This window comes from Acinetobacter sp. ANC_7513, from assembly GCF_056779915.1.
Genome location: NZ_JBWYIW010000001.1, coordinates 345,123 through 366,074 on the forward strand (window position 1 = coordinate 345,123; position 20,952 = coordinate 366,074).

Annotated in this window: 16 protein-coding genes and 1 pseudogene; 10 read left to right on the forward strand and 7 right to left on the reverse strand. The window is 39.0% G+C overall.

Features of this window, described 5'->3' with window-relative positions; translation table 11 throughout:
- Nucleotides 1-194 precede the first annotated feature (194 nt).
- Nucleotides 195-623, reverse strand: a complete 429-nt coding sequence (locus tag AC1M9B_RS01675) for a glycine zipper domain-containing protein (RefSeq protein ID WP_092766183.1) — start codon at nucleotides 621-623, stop codon at nucleotides 195-197.
- A 402-nt stretch (nucleotides 624-1,025) separates the two neighbouring features.
- On the opposite strand from AC1M9B_RS01675, the gene prfA reads away from it, so the two are divergent.
- Nucleotides 1,026-2,114 (forward strand): peptide chain release factor 1, encoded by a 1,089-nt coding sequence (gene prfA, locus AC1M9B_RS01680; protein WP_035267080.1) that lies wholly within the window; start codon nucleotides 1,026-1,028, stop codon nucleotides 2,112-2,114.
- Complete coding sequence (gene prmC, locus AC1M9B_RS01685) at nucleotides 2,114-2,932, forward strand: peptide chain release factor N(5)-glutamine methyltransferase (protein ID WP_092766184.1); 819 nt, start codon at nucleotides 2,114-2,116, stop codon at nucleotides 2,930-2,932. The genes prfA and prmC overlap by 1 nt, the downstream gene beginning before the upstream one ends.
- 37 nt (nucleotides 2,933-2,969) lie before the next feature.
- Here prmC and AC1M9B_RS01690 read toward each other — a convergent pair.
- The 3 genes and pseudogenes from AC1M9B_RS01690 to AC1M9B_RS01700 all read right to left on the reverse strand — a co-directional run.
- A pseudogene (locus AC1M9B_RS01690) lies at nucleotides 2,970-3,671 on the reverse strand (ABC transporter permease); the annotation flags it as partial.
- Nucleotides 3,672-3,787: 116 nt separating this feature from the next.
- Nucleotides 3,788-4,759: an aliphatic sulfonate ABC transporter substrate-binding protein gene (locus AC1M9B_RS01695; RefSeq protein ID WP_481608390.1), complete on the reverse strand. Its 972-nt coding sequence runs from the start codon at nucleotides 4,757-4,759 to the stop codon at nucleotides 3,788-3,790.
- A 293-nt stretch (nucleotides 4,760-5,052) separates the two neighbouring features.
- Complete coding sequence (locus AC1M9B_RS01700; protein ID WP_481586993.1) at nucleotides 5,053-5,406, reverse strand: hypothetical protein; 354 nt, start codon at nucleotides 5,404-5,406, stop codon at nucleotides 5,053-5,055.
- A 281-nt stretch (nucleotides 5,407-5,687) separates the two neighbouring features.
- On the opposite strand from AC1M9B_RS01700, the gene AC1M9B_RS01705 reads away from it, so the two are divergent.
- Complete coding sequence (locus tag AC1M9B_RS01705) at nucleotides 5,688-6,452, forward strand: 3-hydroxyacyl-CoA dehydrogenase (protein WP_481596903.1); 765 nt, start codon at nucleotides 5,688-5,690, stop codon at nucleotides 6,450-6,452.
- A 58-nt stretch (nucleotides 6,453-6,510) separates the two neighbouring features.
- On the opposite strand, the gene AC1M9B_RS01710 is transcribed toward AC1M9B_RS01705, so the two are convergent.
- Nucleotides 6,511-7,437, reverse strand: coding sequence for an N-acetylmuramoyl-L-alanine amidase (locus tag AC1M9B_RS01710; protein ID WP_481608391.1), 927 nt, complete (start codon nucleotides 7,435-7,437; stop codon nucleotides 6,511-6,513).
- A gap of 240 nt (nucleotides 7,438-7,677) precedes the next feature.
- Here AC1M9B_RS01710 and AC1M9B_RS01715 point away from each other — a divergent pair, with 240 nt between their 5' ends.
- From AC1M9B_RS01715 to AC1M9B_RS01735, 5 genes are all read left to right on the forward strand, one after another.
- Nucleotides 7,678-8,457 carry a HesA/MoeB/ThiF family protein gene (locus AC1M9B_RS01715; RefSeq protein ID WP_481586996.1) on the forward strand — a complete coding sequence of 260 codons (780 nt, stop codon included), beginning with the start codon at nucleotides 7,678-7,680 and terminating at the stop codon, nucleotides 8,455-8,457.
- A gap of 39 nt (nucleotides 8,458-8,496) precedes the next feature.
- A complete protein-coding gene (locus tag AC1M9B_RS01720) occupies nucleotides 8,497-9,795 on the forward strand; it encodes an ABC1 kinase family protein (RefSeq protein WP_481586997.1) in 1,299 nt (432 codons plus the stop codon).
- Between the two features lie 119 nt (nucleotides 9,796-9,914).
- Nucleotides 9,915-10,295, forward strand: coding sequence for a dihydroneopterin aldolase (gene folB / locus AC1M9B_RS01725; RefSeq protein ID WP_481589834.1), 381 nt, complete (start codon nucleotides 9,915-9,917; stop codon nucleotides 10,293-10,295).
- The gene (locus tag AC1M9B_RS01730) at nucleotides 10,252-10,707 is read left to right on the forward strand and encodes a 2-amino-4-hydroxy-6-hydroxymethyldihydropteridine diphosphokinase (RefSeq protein WP_481589835.1); all 456 of its coding nucleotides are present in this window, start codon (nucleotides 10,252-10,254) and stop codon (nucleotides 10,705-10,707) included. The genes folB and AC1M9B_RS01730 overlap by 44 nt, the downstream gene beginning before the upstream one ends.
- Nucleotides 10,708-10,853: 146 nt before the next feature.
- On the forward strand, nucleotides 10,854-11,402 hold the full coding sequence (locus tag AC1M9B_RS01735) for a DUF2799 domain-containing protein (protein WP_481608392.1): 549 nt from the start codon (nucleotides 10,854-10,856) through the stop codon (nucleotides 11,400-11,402).
- 28 nt (nucleotides 11,403-11,430) lie between these two features.
- Here AC1M9B_RS01735 and coq7 read toward each other — a convergent pair whose 3' ends face one another.
- A complete protein-coding gene (coq7, locus tag AC1M9B_RS01740; protein WP_481588376.1) occupies nucleotides 11,431-12,066 on the reverse strand; it encodes a 2-polyprenyl-3-methyl-6-methoxy-1,4-benzoquinone monooxygenase in 636 nt (211 codons plus the stop codon).
- A gap of 4 nt (nucleotides 12,067-12,070) precedes the next feature.
- Nucleotides 12,071-13,390 (reverse strand): MFS transporter, encoded by a 1,320-nt coding sequence (locus AC1M9B_RS01745; RefSeq protein ID WP_481608393.1) that lies wholly within the window; start codon nucleotides 13,388-13,390, stop codon nucleotides 12,071-12,073.
- A 176-nt stretch (nucleotides 13,391-13,566) separates the two neighbouring features.
- Here AC1M9B_RS01745 and AC1M9B_RS01750 point away from each other — a divergent pair, with 176 nt between their 5' ends.
- The gene (locus AC1M9B_RS01750) at nucleotides 13,567-16,326 is read left to right on the forward strand and encodes an autotransporter assembly complex protein TamA (RefSeq protein WP_481608394.1); all 2,760 of its coding nucleotides are present in this window, start codon (nucleotides 13,567-13,569) and stop codon (nucleotides 16,324-16,326) included.
- A gap of 43 nt (nucleotides 16,327-16,369) precedes the next feature.
- Nucleotides 16,370-20,893, forward strand: coding sequence for a translocation/assembly module TamB domain-containing protein (locus tag AC1M9B_RS01755; protein WP_481606990.1), 4,524 nt, complete (start codon nucleotides 16,370-16,372; stop codon nucleotides 20,891-20,893).
- Nucleotides 20,894-20,952: the final 59 nt, after the last annotated feature.

Sequence of the window (20,952 nt, forward strand, 5' to 3'; positions counted from 1 at the left end):
TCCTTGTCGAAGTCTTATATTTGATGGTTTTAATTTAATCCAAATTTCTGCAATCATTTTGGAGAGCAAGTTGCTGGTTTGTATTTTTCTCTCCCTAATTTATCCATAATTAATTTGTTAATAAAAAAATGCGCCCTAAGGCGCATCGAGGTGAATACAGAGTATTCAAAGGGGAAACTAACAATCAGATTATATTAACGGCGGCTATGTTTTTTCTTTTTCCATTTACGATCTTGACGTGAATCATATGCTTTGTCTTTCGCAATTTTGTTACCAAGAGCAGCACCACCAGCAGCACCTAAAGCAGAGCCGATATAACCGCCATTGGTTCCACCCATACTATTACCTACGGTATAACCCGCACCGCCACCTAATGCACCTCCAATGGCAGATTCAGTACGGTTACGTTTATTACTAGCAACAGCAGCACCACCAGCACCACCAAGTGCTGCACCTAAAGTTGCACCTGTTGTGCCACCCATGTTTTTACCAATTGCTGTACCGGCTACACTACCTAAAGCACTCGCAGCAGCGACACGCGCTGTACTGTCTGCATGTGCAGATACCGTGAACATTGATGCAGTGGCTAAGGTGGCTGACATTAATAGGGTATTTAATTTCATGTGTGACTCCATGTCCTTGTTCGTGGACGAGTAATAATTCGTTGAGCACAATGTAACAAGAATTGAAGCGCTAAATATGTAGAAGTTAACCTAGAGTTTTACGTTTTGGTTGCACAATGTTGTTTTTATATTACAACTGATCATTCAATATACATTATTGGGCTGATTAAGAAGAAACTATGGAGAGTTGATTCAGTAAACAGTTTTTAAACTTGGCAGTTATGGGGCTAATTATTGATTATCCATTAATTGGGTGTGACAAGGATTTAAAAAATGGTTTTGCAAAGTCATTCTATATAAATATGTTAATTGAATGTCAGAGTCGTTAAACTACTCGCAATTTTAGAAATATTAATTTAAGGCAGTCCTTAAGTTAATCCAGTATTAGAGATTTTATTTAACATGAAAGAATCGTTACGTTTACGATTAGACCAACTTTGTGATCGTCATGAAGAATTAGAAGCGCTATTGGCTGATGTTGAAGTCATTTCCGACAATAAGCGTTTCCGTAATTTGTCACGTGAACACAATGATTTGACTGAAATCACCACTGTTTGGAAAAAATATACCCAAGCGGAAGAAGATATTGTAACGGCTGAAGCAATGTTGTCAGATCCTGACTTTAAGGAAATGGCTCAAGAAGAAATTAAAGAAAATAAAGCATTAATTGAATCTTTAGAGGCAGAATTGAATATTCTGATGATTCCGAAAGATCCAAATGATGCGAACTCTGCATATCTGGAAGTACGTGCAGGGACAGGTGGCGATGAAGCTGCGATTTTCTCTGGTGATTTATTCCGTATGTACAGTAAATATGCTGAATCACAGGGTTGGCGTGTCGAAATCCTTTCTGAAAATGAAGGTGAACATGGCGGTTACAAAGAAATTATTTGTTTAATTAATGGTGAAGGTGTTTACGGACGCTTAAAATTTGAAAGCGGTGCTCATCGAGTTCAGCGCGTTCCTGCAACTGAATCACAGGGGCGAGTTCATACTTCAGCTTGTACCGTTGCAATTCTTCCTGAAATTGATGTTGATACGACTGTAGATATTAACCCTTCAGACTTGCGTATTGATACTTATCGTGCATCTGGGGCGGGTGGTCAGCACGTCAATAAAACGGATTCTGCTGTACGAATCACGCATATTCCGACAGGTACTGTTGTTGAATGTCAGGAAGAGCGTTCACAACATAAGAACAAAGCAAAGGCAATGGCATTATTGGCATCTCGTCTTGAGAATGCTAAACGTGCAGCAGCTGATGCTGCTACATCTGAAATGCGCCGTGATTTGGTGGGTTCAGGTGATCGTTCAGAACGTATTCGTACCTATAATTATCCTCAGGGTCGTATGACTGATCATCGTATTAACTTAACTTTATATAAGTTGGATGCAGTGATGGAGGGAGATTTGACTGAGCTTTTAGATAGCTTACATCGTGAATATCAAGCGGATCAATTGGCAATGCTTGCACAGCAGAATGGTGGTTAATGAACATTCAACAAGCGCTTGCACTGCGTGGTGAGCCTGAAAGTTATGAGCGTCAAGAAAATGCTTGGTTGCTCGAACATATCACTAAAATCGATTCATTCGATTTGGTGATGAAGAAGGATAAAGAGCTCACTGCAGAACAAGAGCAGGCGTATCGAGAGGCGATTGCTCGGATTGAAGCAGGTGAGCCTTTAGCTTATGTCACAGGTTCGCAACCTTTTTGGACATTGGACTTAAAAGTGACGTCCGATACTTTGGTGCCTAGACCGGACACCGAAGTTTTGGTGGAGACAGTTTTAAAGTTAGAGTTGCCTGAGGATGCGCGCGTTGTAGATTTAGGAACTGGGACAGGCGCCATTGCATTGTCACTCGCTTCCGAACGTCCTAATTGGTCTTTAACAGCAACCGATATTTATGAGCCTACATTGGAAGTCGCTAAATTTAATGCTGAGCAACATGACTTAGATCAGGTTCAATTTGTACTAGGCAGTTGGTTAAAACCGTTTGGGCGTCAATTTTTTGATGTCATTGTATCTAATCCGCCTTATATTGATCCAGCAGATGAACATATGCACAATTTGGCGACCGAGCCTCAACGTGCATTAATCTCTGATAAAAAAGGTTTAGCTGATCTTGAGCAAATTATTTTACAAGCCAAGAAGCATCTGACTGTTGAAGGTTGGGTGGTACTTGAACATGGATATGATCAAGCAGACGCTGTTCAGCATCTATTTCGTCAAGCAGGTTATAAGAAAGTGAGAACCGTTAAAGATTATGGTGGTAACGATCGCGTGACTTTAGCACAATGGCCTCATTAGAAATAAAAAAGCGACTTTAGGTCGCTTTTTTATTGATTCATCTTTTGATGACATCACGCCATAACAATAATTTTGATTCAAATACTTTCATTATGGTATCCGTGATTTTTCCCAATATTGCCAATAAAATAATAGCAATGATCACAATATCTGGACGCGATGTTTCACGTCCATCACTTAATAAATATCCAATACCTTGCGTTGCTGCAATGAGTTCAGCGGCAATCATGAACATCCAAGCTAAACTCAAACTATTGCGCAAGCCTGTAAGGATAGATGGAGAAGCTGCGGGTAAAACGATTTGGTAGATTTGTTGCCAGCGATTCAGTCTATACACTTGAGCCAACTCAATCAATTTTCGGTCGACACCATGAATACCAGCCACAGTATTGGTATAGGTTGGAAAAAAAGCACCAATCGCAATAAGGGTGATTTTTGAGGATTCATTAATACCAAGCCATAACAAAAGGAGAGGAATCCACGCAAGACTAGGAATTGACTTAATTGCAGAAAAGGTCGGTTCAATAAACTCTTCTGCATGGTGATTGAGTCCTACCAAAACTGCAAAAAATAGTGCTAAGCCACTACCAATAGCAAACCCTAAAAACACTCGCCATGTACTTGCCCAAATATGTTGACCTAAATCATTCTTAGCAAGTTCTTGCAGGGAAACTAATAAGCTACTTGGTGCAGGTAGCAGATAAGGTTCAACTACACCACCTCGAACCAAAATTTCACACAGCAATACCAGTAATACAGGGAGGAAAATACCTTTCAACCATTTATTCCCTTTTGTCGACAGTTGTGAATGGACATCGATATTCCGATGTTCAATCACTTTTTCACTGATCGCCATTATTTTGTCACCACTTTTTGAGCGAATGAGGCATTAAATAACTGTTGAACAACTTGATTTACATTTGTTCCTTTACGAACTAAGTCTTCTTCAGTCAAGATTTTGCCGGATTTTTGTAGTGCATTAATGTGTTGGGCTGTAGGAATGTTTTGATTAAAGTCAGTACGCTGAAGCTGAAGTTTTGCAACCTCTAAAGGTAGTTTAGCTTCAGTGGCGAGTAACTGCGCCAGTTTATCTGGATTGGCTTTTGCCCATTTACGTGCTTGCTCATACGCTTTAATTACGGCTTCAATTGCTTCTGGGCTAGATTGAGTAAATGGCTCTTTGACGCTTAACACGCTATAACTATTAAAGCCTACATTATGATAAAGCAGTTTTGCACCCGACTGAACTTGAGCTGATGCCATCAAAGGGTCTAAGCCAGCCCAAGCATCCACTTGCTTACGCTCTAATGCTGTTTTGCCATCTGGATGTTGCAAATGAACAAGCTGTACATCTTTTTTATTCAATCCAACGGTATCTAAAGCTTGTAGCGTCAATAAAAATGGGTCAGTTCCTTTTGTTGCGGCAATTTTTTTACCTTTTAGATCTTTTAAGGATTTAATCGGGGAGTCTTTTGGCACGACTAAAGCTGTCCATTCAGGTTGGCTTTGGATATAAACTGTTTTAACAGAGCTACCATTGGCACGACTTAATACAGCGGCAAGACCAGCTGTTGAAGCAAAATCAACACTGCCGCTATTGAGATATTCTAAGGAGCGATTACTGCCTTGACTAAATACCCATTTGATTTTGGTATTGGGTAAAGCCTTTTCTAATAACTTTTGATTTTTAACCACTAAGCTCGTAGGAGCATAATAGGCATAATCCAGTTTGATTTCCTTAGGGAGGGCAGCATTAGCTCCACTATGAACAACACTAATTACTAAACCCAACAGTCCTAATTTCAATGGAGATATCGATTTTTTCATTGAAGTACCTGATTTAATTCGCTAAATTTTCGATATAAATAGCCTTTCAGGTGATTTGTGACAAAAAAGAAAATGAGATATTAAAAGAACAAATTTTGATAAAGTTAAAATTATGAGTTAACACATTGAAATCAAATCAATATTTTATAAATATTGTGGTTTTGTGAAAATATAGTGATTTATCAGAACTTTATATAAATGAATGCAATGAGATGAAGGTCACATAATTTAATATAGCAAGGCTAAGAGTGAAAATGAGACCAAACCATATCAGTTTGATCTCAATACTTACATTATACGAAATACTCAGTTGAAATATCGCTCACTTCAAGAAGGTCTAATGAGTCTGACTCCAAAGCCAAGCATAGCGCTACTACCTTTAAAGTGTCCGAAATTTTGGAAGCATCTTTTAACGCAATACCAGATTTCAGTTCATTAAGACGATCAGTTGAAATATCTAATGCAAGTGCAGTTTCACTTGCATCTTGAGTGTCTAGGAATTGATTGATTGCATTTTTTAAATCTATTTCGGATGCATTCAGAATGCTCATTTGAAGCTGCTCTGAAATTTGATCTGAATCTTGATTAAGTGCATGGGTGAAAGTTTGAGCAAAATTTTGCTCTAAGACATCGATCATTTTAAACATGATTGAACCTTTAGGAGATATGGCAAAATGCCGAAATGAATAAGATTAAAATAGTCTAAATATTAGCCGAATTCAAAAGAATATCGATGACTGCATGGTTTTTAAATCATGTCATTAAGGCAAAAAAAATTGTCATGGGTGATTTATTTTTATATTAAATAAATATTAAATTATATCTATTTTGAATTATTTAGACCAATTGGTCACTGAATAAATTGAATCCGTATTGGAGGAAGATTACCCTAAAGCCAACCTAAAACTAAAAATGGATAATGGGATTTATGAATATTCAAGGAAAAGTGATTGTTGTTACAGGTGGCGCTTCTGGGTTAGGTGCGGCGACAGCAGCTTATCTTCAACAGCAGGGTGCTCGAGTCGTAATTGTTGATATGAATGCATCTTTGGGCGAGCAAACTGGTCAAGAAATTGGTGCAGAATTTATTCAACTAGATGTTACTGATGAAAAAGCAGTTGAATCATTCTTTGCACACATACAAGAAAAATATGGACAATTAAATGGTTTAATCAACTGTGCTGGTATTGCACCATCAGCTAAAGTGCTTGGTCGTGATGGCCTGCATGCCTTAGATATGTTCCAAACAGTACTGAATATCAACGTCAGTGGAACCTTTAATATGTTGCGATATGCTGCGCAATTAATGTCACAGTATGCGCTTTCGGGGGAAGAGGAAGAACGCGGTGTCATTGTGAACACGGCTTCAGTTGCTGCTTTTGATGGTCAAATTGGTCAGGCTGCATATTCTGCATCTAAGGGCGCTGTTGTTGGTATGACTTTGCCATTGGCGCGTGAGTTAGCACGCGAAAAGATCCGTGTTATGACTATTGCACCTGGGATCATGGAAACTCCGATGCTTAAAGGTCTTCCGCAAAATGTGCAGGATGCATTGGGACAGATGGTTCCATTCCCACCACGTTTAGCTAAACCTGAAGAATTTGCGAAACTGGTTGGACATATCTTTGAAAATTCGTATTTAAATGGTGAAGTGATTCGATTGGATGGCGCAATTCGTATGGCGCCAAAATAATATATGAAAATCAGTTTAGTCTTCACTTAAATAGACGACTAAACTGATCTCAGATGTTTTATGGTGAAATCGCCGGACGAGCTACATTTCGATACTTCTCAAGTAATGCATCAAGGCGGGCTACAGTTTCAATATCCGCCATACCATCATATTTCTCAGGATAAAAATGCATTTGAAATGCAGATACAACATTTTGAGTGACTTGATCATATTGACCAGTGACAGGAACGTTATAACCGTATAATGCCAATTTGCTTTGTAACGAAGCAATATCATTCTTCCAAGGATGATAGGTACGATAATAATTTACAGTGTCGTTATCGTACCAAGCACCAATGTTATAGTCTTCATATAAACGTTTCCAAGGAAATAGTGGACCTGGATCAAATTTACGACCTGGAGAAATATCACTGTGCCCCAAAATTCGGTCGGGTCTGATCTCGTATTTTTTAGTAATTTTTAAAATAATATCTGCAAGGACTTCGATTTGTTGTTTTGATGAAAATGGATACCATCGACGTTGCATCAAAGGGAGTTGTTCATCGTCTGCAGGGAAACCGAGATTTTCAATTTCAATGCCGATACTTGAGGCATTCAAACTACTGTTGGTCTGCCAAGAACTCGTGCCAGCATGCCAAGCTCTTTTATCATCAGGCACAAGACGGTACACAGTAAATTTACCATTGGTTGGTAATTCGGGTACAAAATAGTGACTACTGGCAGGGAAATTAGGATCTTTAAACAAAGCCAATGTTTCGTCTTTAGATACTGCTGTGTAGTGCAGAATCAAGAACATTTGCCGATTGTCTTGATTGGGTGAAGCATTCTCTTCGTCCAGATCATAAAGCGTGCTTTCTATATATTCTGGTTGGGTATCCGAACCTTGATTGACGTATGTAATGTTGGTGATCTTTTCATCTTTACATGCCGTCAGGAATAAACTCGAAACTAATAATGTAGCGAGTGCAAAAATTTTTTTATTCATAAGTATGACTGTCATTTATTGGAGTTAGATGTTTTTAAAATTAATTGCTAGTGAAGCAATTATTGAGATTATGTTTATTAATAGTACAAAATAAAATAAGAAAAATTAAACAAACCTATTCGAATTGTAACAATAAGGTACAGATCTTCTAGGGTAAAAATTATCTTCAGAATTGTATGAATAGACTGCTTATTTATTCGGTATCATAGGCTTATACAAGCATGTAATCAGGGTGTTTAGGTGAGTGATAGCATTGAACTGAGTGATGTTGAGCTACAGTTGTACGCAAGACAAATATTACTAGAGGATTGGGATATTGATGCACAAGAAAGATTAAAGCTGTCCAATGTGCTTATTATTGGTTGTGGTGGAATAGGGTGTTTGACTGCAGAGTTATTGGCGAGAGCAGGCGTGGGTAAATTGACACTCATCGATGCTGATACTGTAGAAATTAGTAATTTACAGCGACAAATTGCCTTTGATCATCATGATGTGGGTTTTTACAAAGCTGAAGTGTTAGCCAAGAAAATTTCTCAAATTAATCCTTATATTAAGATTGAATACATCAATACTAAATTTGATTTTAATAATGCTGCCGCACTGATTACACAGCAAGATCTTGTGTTAGATGGTTGTGACAATTTTGAAACCCGTTATTTGGTCAATCAAATGTGTAAGGATGCGAATGTTCCACTCATTAGTGCATCTGCGATTGGTTTGCAGGGGCAGTTATTTATGGTGGATGGTGAATCAGCATGTTATGAATGTCTTTTTCCTAAAGAAGATCATGCAGATGAGAGTTTAAGGTGTGCAGATTCAGGAGTTTTAGCAACAACTCCTAACCTGATGGCAAGTATGCAAGCACATCATGCGCTATTATATCTGGGGTTAAATTTAACACCATTAAAACAGAAGATCCTTCTATGGAATGGAAGGAACATGCAACAGCGAATTTTGAATTTTGACAAGGATAAAGAATGTCAAATCTGTCACATCAGTCAATCCGCAAAGACAATTTAATTTGCTACACTCAACATATCGAAATTTAATATCGACATTATGAAAAATAATATTTGGTTAGATGGTTTACGCTCAGTGGCCCGTGTAGGTGAAACTGCGGTCATTGCTGCGCGAGCAGGGATTAAATACGCGACAGAAAAACCGAGTAATGCGAAATTAATGCGCGAAACTTTCGAGTCACTTGGTTCAACGTATATTAAGTTGGGACAGTTTATTGCCAGTACGCCTTCATTATTTCCACGTGAATATGTTGAGGAATTTCAAGGGTGTTTAGATCAGACACCTAAACTCCCATTTAGCTATATTGAAAGTGTTTTGAATGCTGAGTTTGACGGTCGCGATTTAGGTGAAATTTTCGCATCTATTGATGAAACGCCATTAGCTTCTGCTTCGATCGCACAAGTGCATGCTGCTAAATTGGTGAGCGGCGAAGATGTCGTGATCAAAGTCCAAAAACCTGGTGTTGAAACTATCCTTTATACGGATTTAAATGTCCTACATTGGGCGACCAAGATTCTAGAGAAGGCAGTTCCTAAAGTAAAATTTGCTTCACTTGCGGATATTGTTGAAGAAATCAAAACACGTATGGTTCGTGAAGTTGATTTTATTGAAGAAGCAAAAAATATTGATGATTTTGTTAATTATCTGCACATTACTCAAAATACTAAAGCGACTGCACCAAAGGTATATCATCAATATTCAACACGTCGTGTCCTGACAATGCAGCGTCTTTATGGCGTGCCGTTGACGGATTTCGATGTGGTTCGTCAAGTTTCTAAAGACCCATCACAGGTTTTGATTACTGCCATGAACACATGGTTTGGTAGTTTGATGATGTGTGAAAGTTTCCACGCAGATTTACATGCTGGCAACCTCATGCTTTTGGATGATGGTCGCATTGGATTCATTGATTTTGGTATTGTGGGACAATTAAAGCCTGAAGTATGGACGGCATGTATTGCTTTCATGGATGCATTGCAAAATACCAATTATCCATTGATGGCAGAAAATATGCTGAAAATGGGCATGACCAATACGCAAATTGATACAACAGTTTTGGCAAACGATTTAGAACGATTATTCAGTGGCGTGCTCACAGCTGACCCTCAGCAAATTCTGTCATCTAATCCAGCCGACCTAAATGACATCATGATGGATATGGTGGCTGTAGGTGAGCGTCATGGCATCCGTTTTCCACGGGATTTCGCATTGCTGTTTAAACAAATGCTTTATTTTGATCGTTTTATGAGAATTCTTGCGCCGTACACTGATATTTATGCAGATCAGCGCTTACAAATGGTACAAACAATCGATCCTAATCTTTTGTTGAAACATTAAATCTTAAACAAGTGTTAAAATATCACAGCAAATCCTCAATAGAAGAGGATTTGCTTTTATCGCCTCCCGTCAAGCGTGCTATCACTGTTTGATAGTTTACGAAAAGGTCATGATTGAAGATGGATTCCATATTAATTGAAGGATTGAAAGTTGAAACAGTCATCGGATGTTTTGACTGGGAACGGCAAATCATTCAGCCATTATTGCTTGATCTTCATATTGCGACTGATTTAGAGCAGGCATCAAATTCAGATCTTCTCGCTGATACTTTAAATTATGCTGAAATTTGTGAAATCGCTACTCAGACGATTCAAAAAGCTCAACCTGAATTAATTGAATTTGCTGCAAAAATTGTCCTCAAAGCTTTGTTTGAACAATATCCAGCAATTGAGTCTATCCAAATTACTGTGCGTAAGCCTGCTATTATTCCACAAGCTAATTCAGTAGGAATTCGTCTTGAAAGACACCGTAATGATTTATGCGCTAGCATTGGCGAGTAATAGCCAACCGCACAATCATCTGGTGAATGCATTAAAACAAATTGCGTCATTGGGATGTATTACGCGTTCTCCTATCTATGTCATACCTTGTCGAGATGGTGTTGGACAAGATTATTGGAATGCTGCATGTTTATTAGAATCAAAGCGGCAAGTCAATGAAATTACCAATCTTTTAAAAGCGCTGGAAAAAGCTTCTGGTCGAGTCCGTCCGTCACATGATATTTCTTTGGATGTAGATCTCATTGCATGGGGAAATACGCTCCAAAATATGCAATTTAATCCAAAAAAAATGCCATTAGCCTTAGATGTTAAAATTCCAATGTTTGATATTTGGGAAAATCCATTATTTGAGCATGAAGCGCATCATTTTCCTCAAGTGTCACTAGATGGTTCATTTTCTAAAATAGGATGAGTTTCGCCGAATAGTCCATCGGTAGCATTGATCAAATATGTCTTTGATACGGAAATAGGCTGTGATGTAACAATAATCAGCTTCTTTTAAATGGACTAATTTTTATAATACGCCACTTCAAAATAAATAAGCTCCATATCAAGAAGATGTATAAAATTATTGTGTTAAGCGCAATTTTGGCGTTCCTCTCAGGTTGTGCAACGCTTTCCCCTCAAGAGTGTCGAACTGCTCAATGGTCGGAAATAGGTGAAAAAGATGGAAGCAGTGGTTATTCGAATCGCATTGTTAAACATCAAAAAGCCTGTTCAAAAGTGAATATTGAACCTGATCACAAGTTATATGAACAAGGTTACCAAATTGGGCTTCGTTCATATTGTCAACCCGAAGTTATTTTCGATGGAGCTTTGGATGGAAGAGGTGGGTATAGGGTTTGTCCATCAGAGTTACATGCCCAATTAGCACCCTTTTATAATGTGGCCGATCAGTACTATCGTTCTAAGAAAGACAAAGATGCTAAAGATAAAGAAATTGAAACTTATCGAGACTACTTACTGGATGACAAAATCACCAAAGAAAAGAGGGAAGAGTATCTTAAGAAAATAAAGTCCTTAAAGCAGGATAAATTGCGGTTAAATTTGAATTTTAATCATGCTGAGCGTGAATTAAATAAGTTTAGACGATTCCATCATCTATAAAAAATGCGGCCCATGAGCCGCGTTTTTTTTAAATATAATAACTTGTTTTGGTCATGAGTTTGGATATACCCGTCATTGCGATTTTGACCGCAGCTGGTAATTCTACACCACCTGCATTTAGTGCAGTATCTCGATGCTGAAGTTCATCCTGATTCATCTGTGTCAAAATTTGACGAGAGCGTTCATCATGCGGTGGGAGTTGGTCAAGATGGTGTTGCAAATGCAGACTCACTTGGCGTTCAGTTTCTGCAACGAAGCCTAAACTGTATTTGTCACCAGCAATACCTGCAATCGCACCCATACCAAAAGAAAGACCATACCATACAGGATTGAGTAGACTTGTATGACTATCTAACTCTTTTAAACGATCTTCACACCATGCTAAATGATCTTGTTCTTCAATCGCGGCATGCTCCATTTCACGACGAACATTAGGTAATTTAGCTGTCAATGCTTGACCGTGATAAAGCGCTTGAGCGCAGACTTCACCACTGTGATTAACACGCATGAGTCCAGCAACATGCCTTGCTTCACTCACTGCGAGATGAGTCTCTGCTTGACTTGCTGGATTTTCACGTTGTGAGGTGGTGGTGCCTGGAACCAAACTACGCAGTGCTTGATCAAATGAATGGATAAATTTATCTAGACCTGTGTAGTGACGCATAACCTTAATCCTCTAAATCAATTTGAGCATTTTTTAACATTGGTTTTAAGCGTGTTAATAACCAAATCGTGTACATAGCACTCAATATCGCTGTAATACTGAATAGAATCTTAATATCAATACTTAAGATACTTAAAATAATAATGGAGAATATAGCAGAAGACACCATGAATACTGCATTCATAATGTTATTAGCAGCCACTACACGAGCACGATGTGAACACGGTGAATAGGCTTGCATCATGGCATATAGCGGAACAATATAAAAACCGCCACTGATCCCTAATAATGTAACTGCAATCATCACATGATAATAGATCACACCAGAATTAAACATGTCTGATATGCCAATAAAATCGCCAGTCCTTTCAGGAACAAAGGCTAAACTTCCTGCTAAATAGAAGGCGAAAACGGTTAAGCCTACTGCACCAATAGGCACCATTTTAATATTGACCTCTGAGCCACCAATTTTTCGGCATAGCAATGAACCTACACCAATACCCACAGAAAAAAAGGTAAGGAGGAGGCTGACCACATTTTCATTGGCGTGTAGATTTTGCTGAGTCATTTGAGGAATTTGAGTTAAATAAGTCGCGCCGTAAAACCAATACCAAGAATTACCCAATAAAATGGTAAAGATGAGGGGTAAACTTTTTGCATAACGTATGGTTTGAAAACTGGTTCGAAAGAAATTCCAATCGACATTGATATGATTTTCACGGACTTTTTGTTTGATAATGAAGCGACTACAACTATAACCAAGTATCGCGATGGTCAAGACCGTCAGGCTGATCCAAACTAAGTTGCCTTCAGAGTTTGAAATCACTACACCACCCAAGATCATCCCCATCAATATTGCAATGGAAGTACCTGACTGAAATAAAGCATTACCCGACATCAATTCATTCGGTTTTAATATTTCAGGGAGAATGGCGTATTTAATCGGTCCGAAGAAGGTACTGTGAGTACCCATGAGGAACAATGCTAATAACAATAGCCATAAATTGCCGAGTAAAAATCCAGCAGTACCAATCAGCATAATCAAGATTTCAAGCAATTTGATATTACGAATCAAGAAAGAGCGTTCGTATTTGTCTGCAATTTGTCCTGCAGTCGCTGAAAAAATGAAGTAAGGTAGAATAAAGAGAAGTGCAGCTAGATTATTCAGTGTGCTTACGCTTGCGGTCTGTTGTTGAATCCAACCATAGGTAATGACAAGCAATAAGGATTGTTTAAAGACATTATCGTTTAAGGCTCCAAAAAATTGAGTCAAAAACATAGGTAAAAAACGGCGCGAACTCAGTAGATGCTCTTGTTTTTGCATGACAATTCAGCTTTTTTAAAAATTATTAAGAAATGTGATGATTTAGTAACAATATCGGAAAATCATGTATCATATTTTCATCCTAAAAATTTCGAAAATACTAGAAATTTGATTCAGTTAGCTTGAGTGAAAAATCCGTATTTTCTATTTAAAATATAAAGTATTCAGAGCGCAGTATGCCATCGAAAACACAATTTAAAAAATCATTACTTTCCCAATGTGTACAGCACACATGGATATCAAATGATATCAATAAATGGTTCTATGCAAGTGTTTTTTTAGGTGCTCTTTCTTCACCTGTGTTATTTGCAGCCGATACAGTGGTTTCAAGTCAGGAGCTTGAGCCTGCGACATCCGTACAAGCCATCGAAAATAATAAACAAAAAATAGAAAACGTTGCGCAGCAACAGGGATTGTCAAAAGAAAAAATTGAAAGTATTGATCAAAAAATAGATCAGTTGAGTGGGCAAGATGATTTTAATAGTTATGAAATGCTTCAGCAGCAAGAGCAATTGAGTCCACAAGAGCAATTCAAGCCGATAGAATTTGATGATTTGGAGTTGCTGCCTGAGGAGAGTGTGGACCCCCGACTTGCAAATGAAATTTTATCAGTCGCTGAAGAAGCCAAGCAGCAAGCGCAAAATTTCAGATCAGGTTTGACGACGACTCCAGCCATTCAAGTACAAGATCTACCTGCGAATTACATTTCAGAAGCTGAGTTAACAAAAGCGCCAGTCAACATTGATCAGTTGATGCAAAATATTCAGTCTGATCGTCAGATTGAGGTGTCTGAAAATGTGGAAGGACGTTCATTATCCGTTCAAACCCAAGAACCTGAAAATAAAGAACCAGAAAAAGTAAATGTGTTTAAACGCATTTTCTACAAAATACGTCCTCCACGTCTTAATCAGCCCGCTGCTGTGCCACGTATTACCGCAGATGTTACAGGCGCACCTAAACCACTCGCGGACAATATCAAAGCAAAGTTATCATCATTCACAGTTGAGTCATTTTCAGATTTCAATGCTGCCGTCCCGCAACTCCGTAATATGACTGTCCAAGCTGCACAAGCCGTAGGTTATTACGATGCTGAATTTAAGTTTGAAAAAGTCAGTGATAACCGAGTGCGTGTCAATGTCACACCTCATAATCCAGTAGTGGTGCGAGAACAAAATATTGAATTTACTGGGCCTGGGCAGAATCTTGCTCAATTGCAAGTGATTCGAGTGCTTCCTGATTTGGAGGTGGGTGATATTTTCGATCATGGTAAATACGAAGCGACAAAAGCTCGAATCATTGAAGCGGCGAATAACAACGGTTTCTTTGATTATTATTGGCGAATGCACGATGTCATGTTGGCCCGCCCTCAAAATCAAGCAGATATAAATTTGAAGATGGAAACAGGTGAACGTTATAAGCTGGATGATGTGCAGTTTAGAATGAGTGATCCATCAAAAAAATTACCGATTCGTGAAGATATTTTAAGAACATTAGCTCCTTGGCAAGAAGGCGCAGACTTTACCGCTTGGCGTGTAAATGTATTAGCCAACAACTTAACCAATTCACGTTATTTTAACTATAGCCTCGTTGACGCTGTTAAACCTGATCCAATTATTAAGCCGCTTGAACTCGCACCTGATTTGCAGGCTTTGGTGGATGAGCAAAAAATCGATCGAAGTTTATTAACAGGTCAAGAAAAGGCTGAACAACAAACAAGTTCATCAGAAGAAGTCACGCAGAATGTAGCAGATGAAACTCAATTTGCGGGTGGAAATGAACGTCGTACTTTGCAAGAGCGTAATGATGCTGATAATCAAGCGCAAGCCAAGCAGGAAGAAACTGAGCGTTTACAAGCCTTAGCACGTGAAGAGAAAAAAATCCCTGTCATCGTGACATTGAATGCGGATAAATTAAATAGTGTTGAAGCGGGTATTGGTTATGGTACTGATACCGGTGTGCGCTTACGAAGTCAGTACCGCCGTTCTATTGTGAATGAACGTGGTCATTCATTTGATGCAAACTTGGAGTTGTCACAAGTCAGACAATCGATTGATGGTCGCTATAATATTCCATATAAACACCCATTAAATGATTATGTCAGTCTAGTTGGTGGTTACGAGCGTGAAGATCGTGATGAAATTGGGAATGGATTAAATCTCATTGTGGAATCCGCCGTTGCCGGAGCTGACAGAATTATTAAAGGTGCGCGTCGTGATTGGCAGCATATTTTTGGTGTGCGTTATCGTCTAGATCGTATGACGATTGAAGGTGATATTCCTGAGACACTTGACCCAGATACCAATTGGGATGAAATTCCAGAGTTCGTCGTTGCAACGGGTAATGATGAGCAGCAATCTTTATTACTTGGTTATGAAGCCACTAAAGTCACCAGTGATAATCGATTAAATCCGACAAAAGGATTTAAACAAAACTACAAAATCCAATTGGGGAGTGAAAGCCTGCTATCCGATGCTGATATGGCGATTGTAAATGCGAACTGGAAATTTTTATATTCATTAGGCAGTAACAATGATCATCAATTCATTGGTGGGGCAAACCTCGGTTATATCATCACAGAAGATTTTCAAAAAGTGCCCTATAACTTGAGATTCTTTGAAGGGGGTGACCAAAGTCTACGAGGCTTTGACTATAAGAGTTTGTCCCCTATGGAATTTGGATATAAAGTCGGAGGTCAAGCGCGTGCGATTGGGACTTTAGAGTACAATTACCAATTTAAAGAAGGCTGGCGCGCCGCGTTATTTAGTGATTTTGGTAATGCTTATGATGAAAAATTTACCAATGATACTGAATATAGCATAGGAGCAGGAATCCGCTGGAACTCTCCAATTGGTCCAATTCGTCTAGATGTGGCATCGGGGATATCTGATCCTGGTAAACCGATTCGTCTACATTTCTTTATCGGGCCGCAACTTTAATATTTAAGATAATAAAAGTACTCAATCATTTTTTGGAATAAGTATGGCTGAAGACATCGAGCAGCAACCTGAGCAACAACCTGATCAAAACGTGACGCCACAGCGAAGTTTATTGCGCCGTGTATTGCTGATCATTTTATTTATTCTGATCTTTTTTGTGGCTTCGCTTGCCGTAATGTTTTCAACAGACAAAGGCAGTAAATTCTTACTTGACCGTGCTTTGTCCACTCAACAGATTATTCAGTATGAATATGAAGGTGGAAATTTACTTCAAGGCATTATTCTAAAAAATGTATTGGTGACGCTGAAATCAGTTGATGTGAAAATTGATAGAGCTGATGTCACTTTGGGTTGGCGTGCCATATTAGATAAAGAAATTCATTTGAATCGTGCCGATGTCCGAAATTTGCGTGTCATTAACAAGTCACCGCCAAGTGATGAGCCATTTAAGTTTAGTGAAATTAAACTCCCTTTTGTTTTACGTGTTGATCAAGCCGATATCGATCAATTGGTCATTCAGACTTCAAGTTCTAAAGTACAATTTAATGACATTATCCTAAACGAAGCACTATGGTCAGGTACTGAGCTTAAGTTTGAAGATTCGCAGTTTGATATGGGTTATTTGTCTGTAAAAAAAGCAACAGGTCAGATGGATTTTAAAGGTAAATATCCGTTAGATGCGCAAGCGGTTGTAAGACTCCCATCTTTAAAGTCGATCAACGTTGAGGATATTTATGTCCATGCAAAAGGCTCTTTAGATACCATTCAAGCGGGCATTGCCACACGTACCCCTGATTTATTAACAGGTTGGGCAGTGGTACATCCAGTTCGAAAAAATGTACCAATGCAAGGTGCTTTAAACTTTAAAGATTATCACTGGCCTTTAATGCTAGAGCAGGAGCTCTTATCTAAACAAGGAGTTGCTAAGTTTTCTGGAGATATCCAACGTTTGAATTTGGATATTAATACCGATATTTCTGGTAAAAATATTCCTCAAGGACAATATACTGCGCTGGCGCATACAGATCTCGTCAATCAATTGAATATTTCAAACCTCAATGGCCAATTGATGAATGGGGCGCTGAATCTTGCGGGTGTCTTAGGATGGAAGGATAAAGTCACTTGGGATGTGCAAGGTCGCTTAGATAAAATCAATCCAAAAGATAAAGTGATTCCACAAGTAGTGCAAGATTTTCTGCCAGAACGTTTGGATGCCAAAATCGCCTCAGCTGGGTCGTTAGAGAAGGGATTAGCTCTCACAGCACTTATTGATTTTGACCAATATGAAACATGGAATTTAAATCTTAATCAAGCTGAACAAAAAAATAATAAACCGAATCCGATGTTGCTAGATGTCGCTTGGAAAAATATTGATCGTGCTGTTCCGTACATTGGTTGGTTAAGTAGTGAATCTGGGGATGTAAAACTTGCTTTAGTTGAAGGTCAACAAAATATTCATGTGGCAACCGTAGTTGGTGCAAATGAAAAAGGAACTTTACCTGCTGGCAAATACAATGCCCAATTAGACCTTAAAGGGAATGATCTTCATGTTCCTTCATTTATCTATCAAGCAGATGGAAAAGGATCTTTACAAGCAAATGCCAAGGTTGAATTACCATCTGATCAAAGACAGTTGAAGTGGAATGCGGTGCTTAATGCAAAAGACTTTAATCCGCAAACCATCAGTTCTGCTGCTCCTGTAAATTTATTAAATGGACAAATTCAAGCGAGTGGCTTTGCTCGACCTAACCAGCAAATTATTCAGTTAAATCAGATCAATCTTTCAGGTCAACTTGCCAATCAAAATCCACCGGAAACAATTAAGCTGACTGGCTCAAGTACAGCAGCCATTCTTCTACATGATGAAAAGTCGGGTGGTGGCTTTAAAGGCTTCGCAGTAAATTATGATGGTGCATTACATGCAAGCCAACTGCCACAAGGGGATGGTCAGCTTAAAATACGTGTAGCAGGTACACCTCAGCGCATCAATATTTCCGAATTTAAACATCAGGGTGCTGCGGGTCAGATCAATGCCAATGGTTTAGTCAATTTAGCCAATGGAATCGGATGGGACATTAATGCTTCTTTAATACGCTTTAAGCCTCATTATTTTGTTTCAAGTGTTAAAGGGGAAATTTCAGGTAATGTCAAAACGGATGGTGTTTGGTCAGATCGTTTGAAAAAAATTAATATTGATCGACTCAATCTCGCTGGCATGATCAATAAAAAACCGCTGAGAGCAAAAGGTAATCTTGCTGTTATTCTTAATTCGAATCAGACAGGTTTCCTACCACAACAGTTTGAAGCCAATAATTTGTATTTTGTGTATGCGCAGAATCAGATTCAAGCCGAAGGGAATGCTCAGAATCTTCGCGTTAAGATTGACGCGCCTGCATTATTTGAGCTTTATCCTGGTTTACGTGGTCGTGCGCAAGGTTTTGTTAACGTGCAGTCTCAACCGAGATTGTCTGCAACTGCGAATGTGAGGGTGAATAACTTTGGTTTCAATGATCTTGTCAGTATCAAATCACTCAACATCCAAGGGGAATTACCAACTTCAGACACAGTGCCTACTGCATTAACTGCAAGAATGGACAGTTTAAGAAGTGGCAATCGTGAGATTCAAAACGCTGAAGTCTCAATTGCTGGTACACGAAAAGCACATTTATTGAAAGTGCAAGCCTCGAACAAGCTGTCTAAATTTTATGTGCAACTGGCAGGTGGATTTAATCCTGCGAATGATTGGTTAGGTCAAATTCAAAAAGGTGACTTTGACTCTGCACGGGTGCATTTAAAACAGGCCCAATCTGCCCCTGTGATTTATAATACTGCGAAAACAGAATTATTTGTGGGTGCTCATTGCTGGACCAGTAATCAAAGCCAACTTTGCTTTGATCAGCCCTTACGTGTGAGTAAGACCAAAGGTAGCGCTTCATTTATGAGTCGGAATTTAGATCTTGGTGACTTTGCCGCATTTATGCCTGAAGGTTTCGCAATTACAGGTAAATTGGATGGTTATGCTAAAGCGTCTTGGGGGCAAGGCATTCAACCAAAAATCGATGCCAAACTTGTTACGCGTAATGGTGTTGTCGGTCTAGCAGCTGCCGATCCTGATGATATCAGCACTACAATGAACTACGATGAAGTAAGTCTTATTGCGCGAAGTATTCGTGAAGGATTATTACTTCGTGCTGATTTGAAAGCTCCGAATATTGGGACTGGATATGCAAATGTTGTGGTGAATCCATTTGTTGATTCGAAACCAATGCGTGGTGAAGTTGCTCTGAGTCAAGTACAACTGAAAATTTTAAAACCATTCATTTCGGATGTGCGTAAAATCGATGGTAATTTATCCCTTGCGGGTAAAATCAGTGGGACATTGACTCAACCGTTATTTAACGGCGAAATGCGACTTAAAAATGGTTCAATCAGCATGATTTCGTTACCTGTTAATCTCACGAATATTCAGCTGTATTCATCTATTCGTCAAAACCAAGCGACGATCGATGGCGCTTTCAATAGTGGTCGAGGTGTGGGTAAGTTAACGGGTGATATCGATTGGAAAAATGATCCTAGAATTCGTTTAAAACTCAAAGGTGATAATTTATTTATTCGCCAAGCACCATTAATCACAGCTGTTGTGAACACTGAAATGGATTTAGATGCACGTCCTGTCAGTAAGCAGTTAACTTTGAATGGTAAAGTTGAAGTGCCGCGTGCGCTGATTTCAATGCCAGAATCGAGCGCGTCCGTAGTGCCTTTATCAGCCGATGTTCGAGTGGTACGTGAAGGTGATAATCAACTCGCGGTACTTAAGGCTGCAAAGCCATGGGATATCCGCGCTGACTTAGAATTAAATTTAGGAAACCAAGTGATTTTCCAAGGCTTTAATAGTCGTATTCCATTGCTTGGGCGAATTTATTTAACGCAACGCGGATTAGAAACTGCCATGCGTGCCAATGGTGCGATTGGTGTAAGTAAACGCGTTACCATTGAAGCTTATGGGCAGTCTTTAGAACTAAGTCGTGCAATTGCGCGTTTCAATGGTGCATTGTCTAACCCAACCCTTGAGGTTGAAGCAAGTAAACTCATTTCAGGCAGTACAGTTGGTGTGCGTGTTACTGGAACTGCAAGCAGTCCAAATATCCAAGTCTTTAATGATGCGGGATTATCTGAACAAGAAGCAATGAATGCCTTGATTACAGGTCGAATCAATGAAGGTTCAAGTAGCTTGAGTCAAGCAGAAGGCTTTAAGTCAGATGTGAACAATACCATTGCTGCAGCGGGGATTAGCTTAGGGCTTGGTGGTACACGTGCTTTGACCAATCAAATTGGACAGACATTTGGGTTAAGTGGTCTTGCTCTTGATGCGCAAGGAACAGGTGATGATACTCAAGTGAGTGTGACAGGTTATCTGACCCCTGATTTATATATTCGATATGGTGTAGGTGTCTTTACGCCAGTCAATAAATTGACACTACGATATCAGATGAACCAAAGACTCTATCTGGAAGCAAGTCAGTCTTTAGAAAAAGCCATTGATATTTTCTACAACTGGCGATTCTAAAAGGTAAAAGGGCTTCAATCGAAGCCTTTTTTAATTCACTGTATAAACCGAAATTAAAT

Coding starts and splice junctions, on each gene's coding strand:
- AC1M9B_RS01675 (WP_092766183.1), bottom strand. CDS start 623: ATGAAATTAAATACCCTATTAATGTCAGCCACCTTAGCCACTGCATCA.
- prfA (WP_035267080.1), top strand. CDS start 1,026: ATGAAAGAATCGTTACGTTTACGATTAGACCAACTTTGTGATCGTCAT.
- prmC (WP_092766184.1), top strand. CDS start 2,114: ATGAACATTCAACAAGCGCTTGCACTGCGTGGTGAGCCTGAAAGTTAT.
- AC1M9B_RS01695 (WP_481608390.1), bottom strand. CDS start 4,759: ATGAAAAAATCGATATCTCCATTGAAATTAGGACTGTTGGGTTTAGTA.
- AC1M9B_RS01700 (WP_481586993.1), bottom strand. CDS start 5,406: ATGTTTAAAATGATCGATGTCTTAGAGCAAAATTTTGCTCAAACTTTC.
- AC1M9B_RS01705 (WP_481596903.1), top strand. CDS start 5,688: ATGAATATTCAAGGAAAAGTGATTGTTGTTACAGGTGGCGCTTCTGGG.
- AC1M9B_RS01710 (WP_481608391.1), bottom strand. CDS start 7,437: ATGAATAAAAAAATTTTTGCACTCGCTACATTATTAGTTTCGAGTTTA.
- AC1M9B_RS01720 (WP_481586997.1), top strand. CDS start 8,497: ATGAAAAATAATATTTGGTTAGATGGTTTACGCTCAGTGGCCCGTGTA.
- folB (WP_481589834.1), top strand. CDS start 9,915: ATGGATTCCATATTAATTGAAGGATTGAAAGTTGAAACAGTCATCGGA.
- AC1M9B_RS01735 (WP_481608392.1), top strand. CDS start 10,854: ATGTATAAAATTATTGTGTTAAGCGCAATTTTGGCGTTCCTCTCAGGT.
- coq7 (WP_481588376.1), bottom strand. CDS start 12,066: ATGCGTCACTACACAGGTCTAGATAAATTTATCCATTCATTTGATCAA.
- AC1M9B_RS01745 (WP_481608393.1), bottom strand. CDS start 13,390: ATGCAAAAACAAGAGCATCTACTGAGTTCGCGCCGTTTTTTACCTATG.
- AC1M9B_RS01750 (WP_481608394.1), top strand. CDS start 13,567: ATGCCATCGAAAACACAATTTAAAAAATCATTACTTTCCCAATGTGTA.
- AC1M9B_RS01755 (WP_481606990.1), top strand. CDS start 16,370: ATGGCTGAAGACATCGAGCAGCAACCTGAGCAACAACCTGATCAAAAC.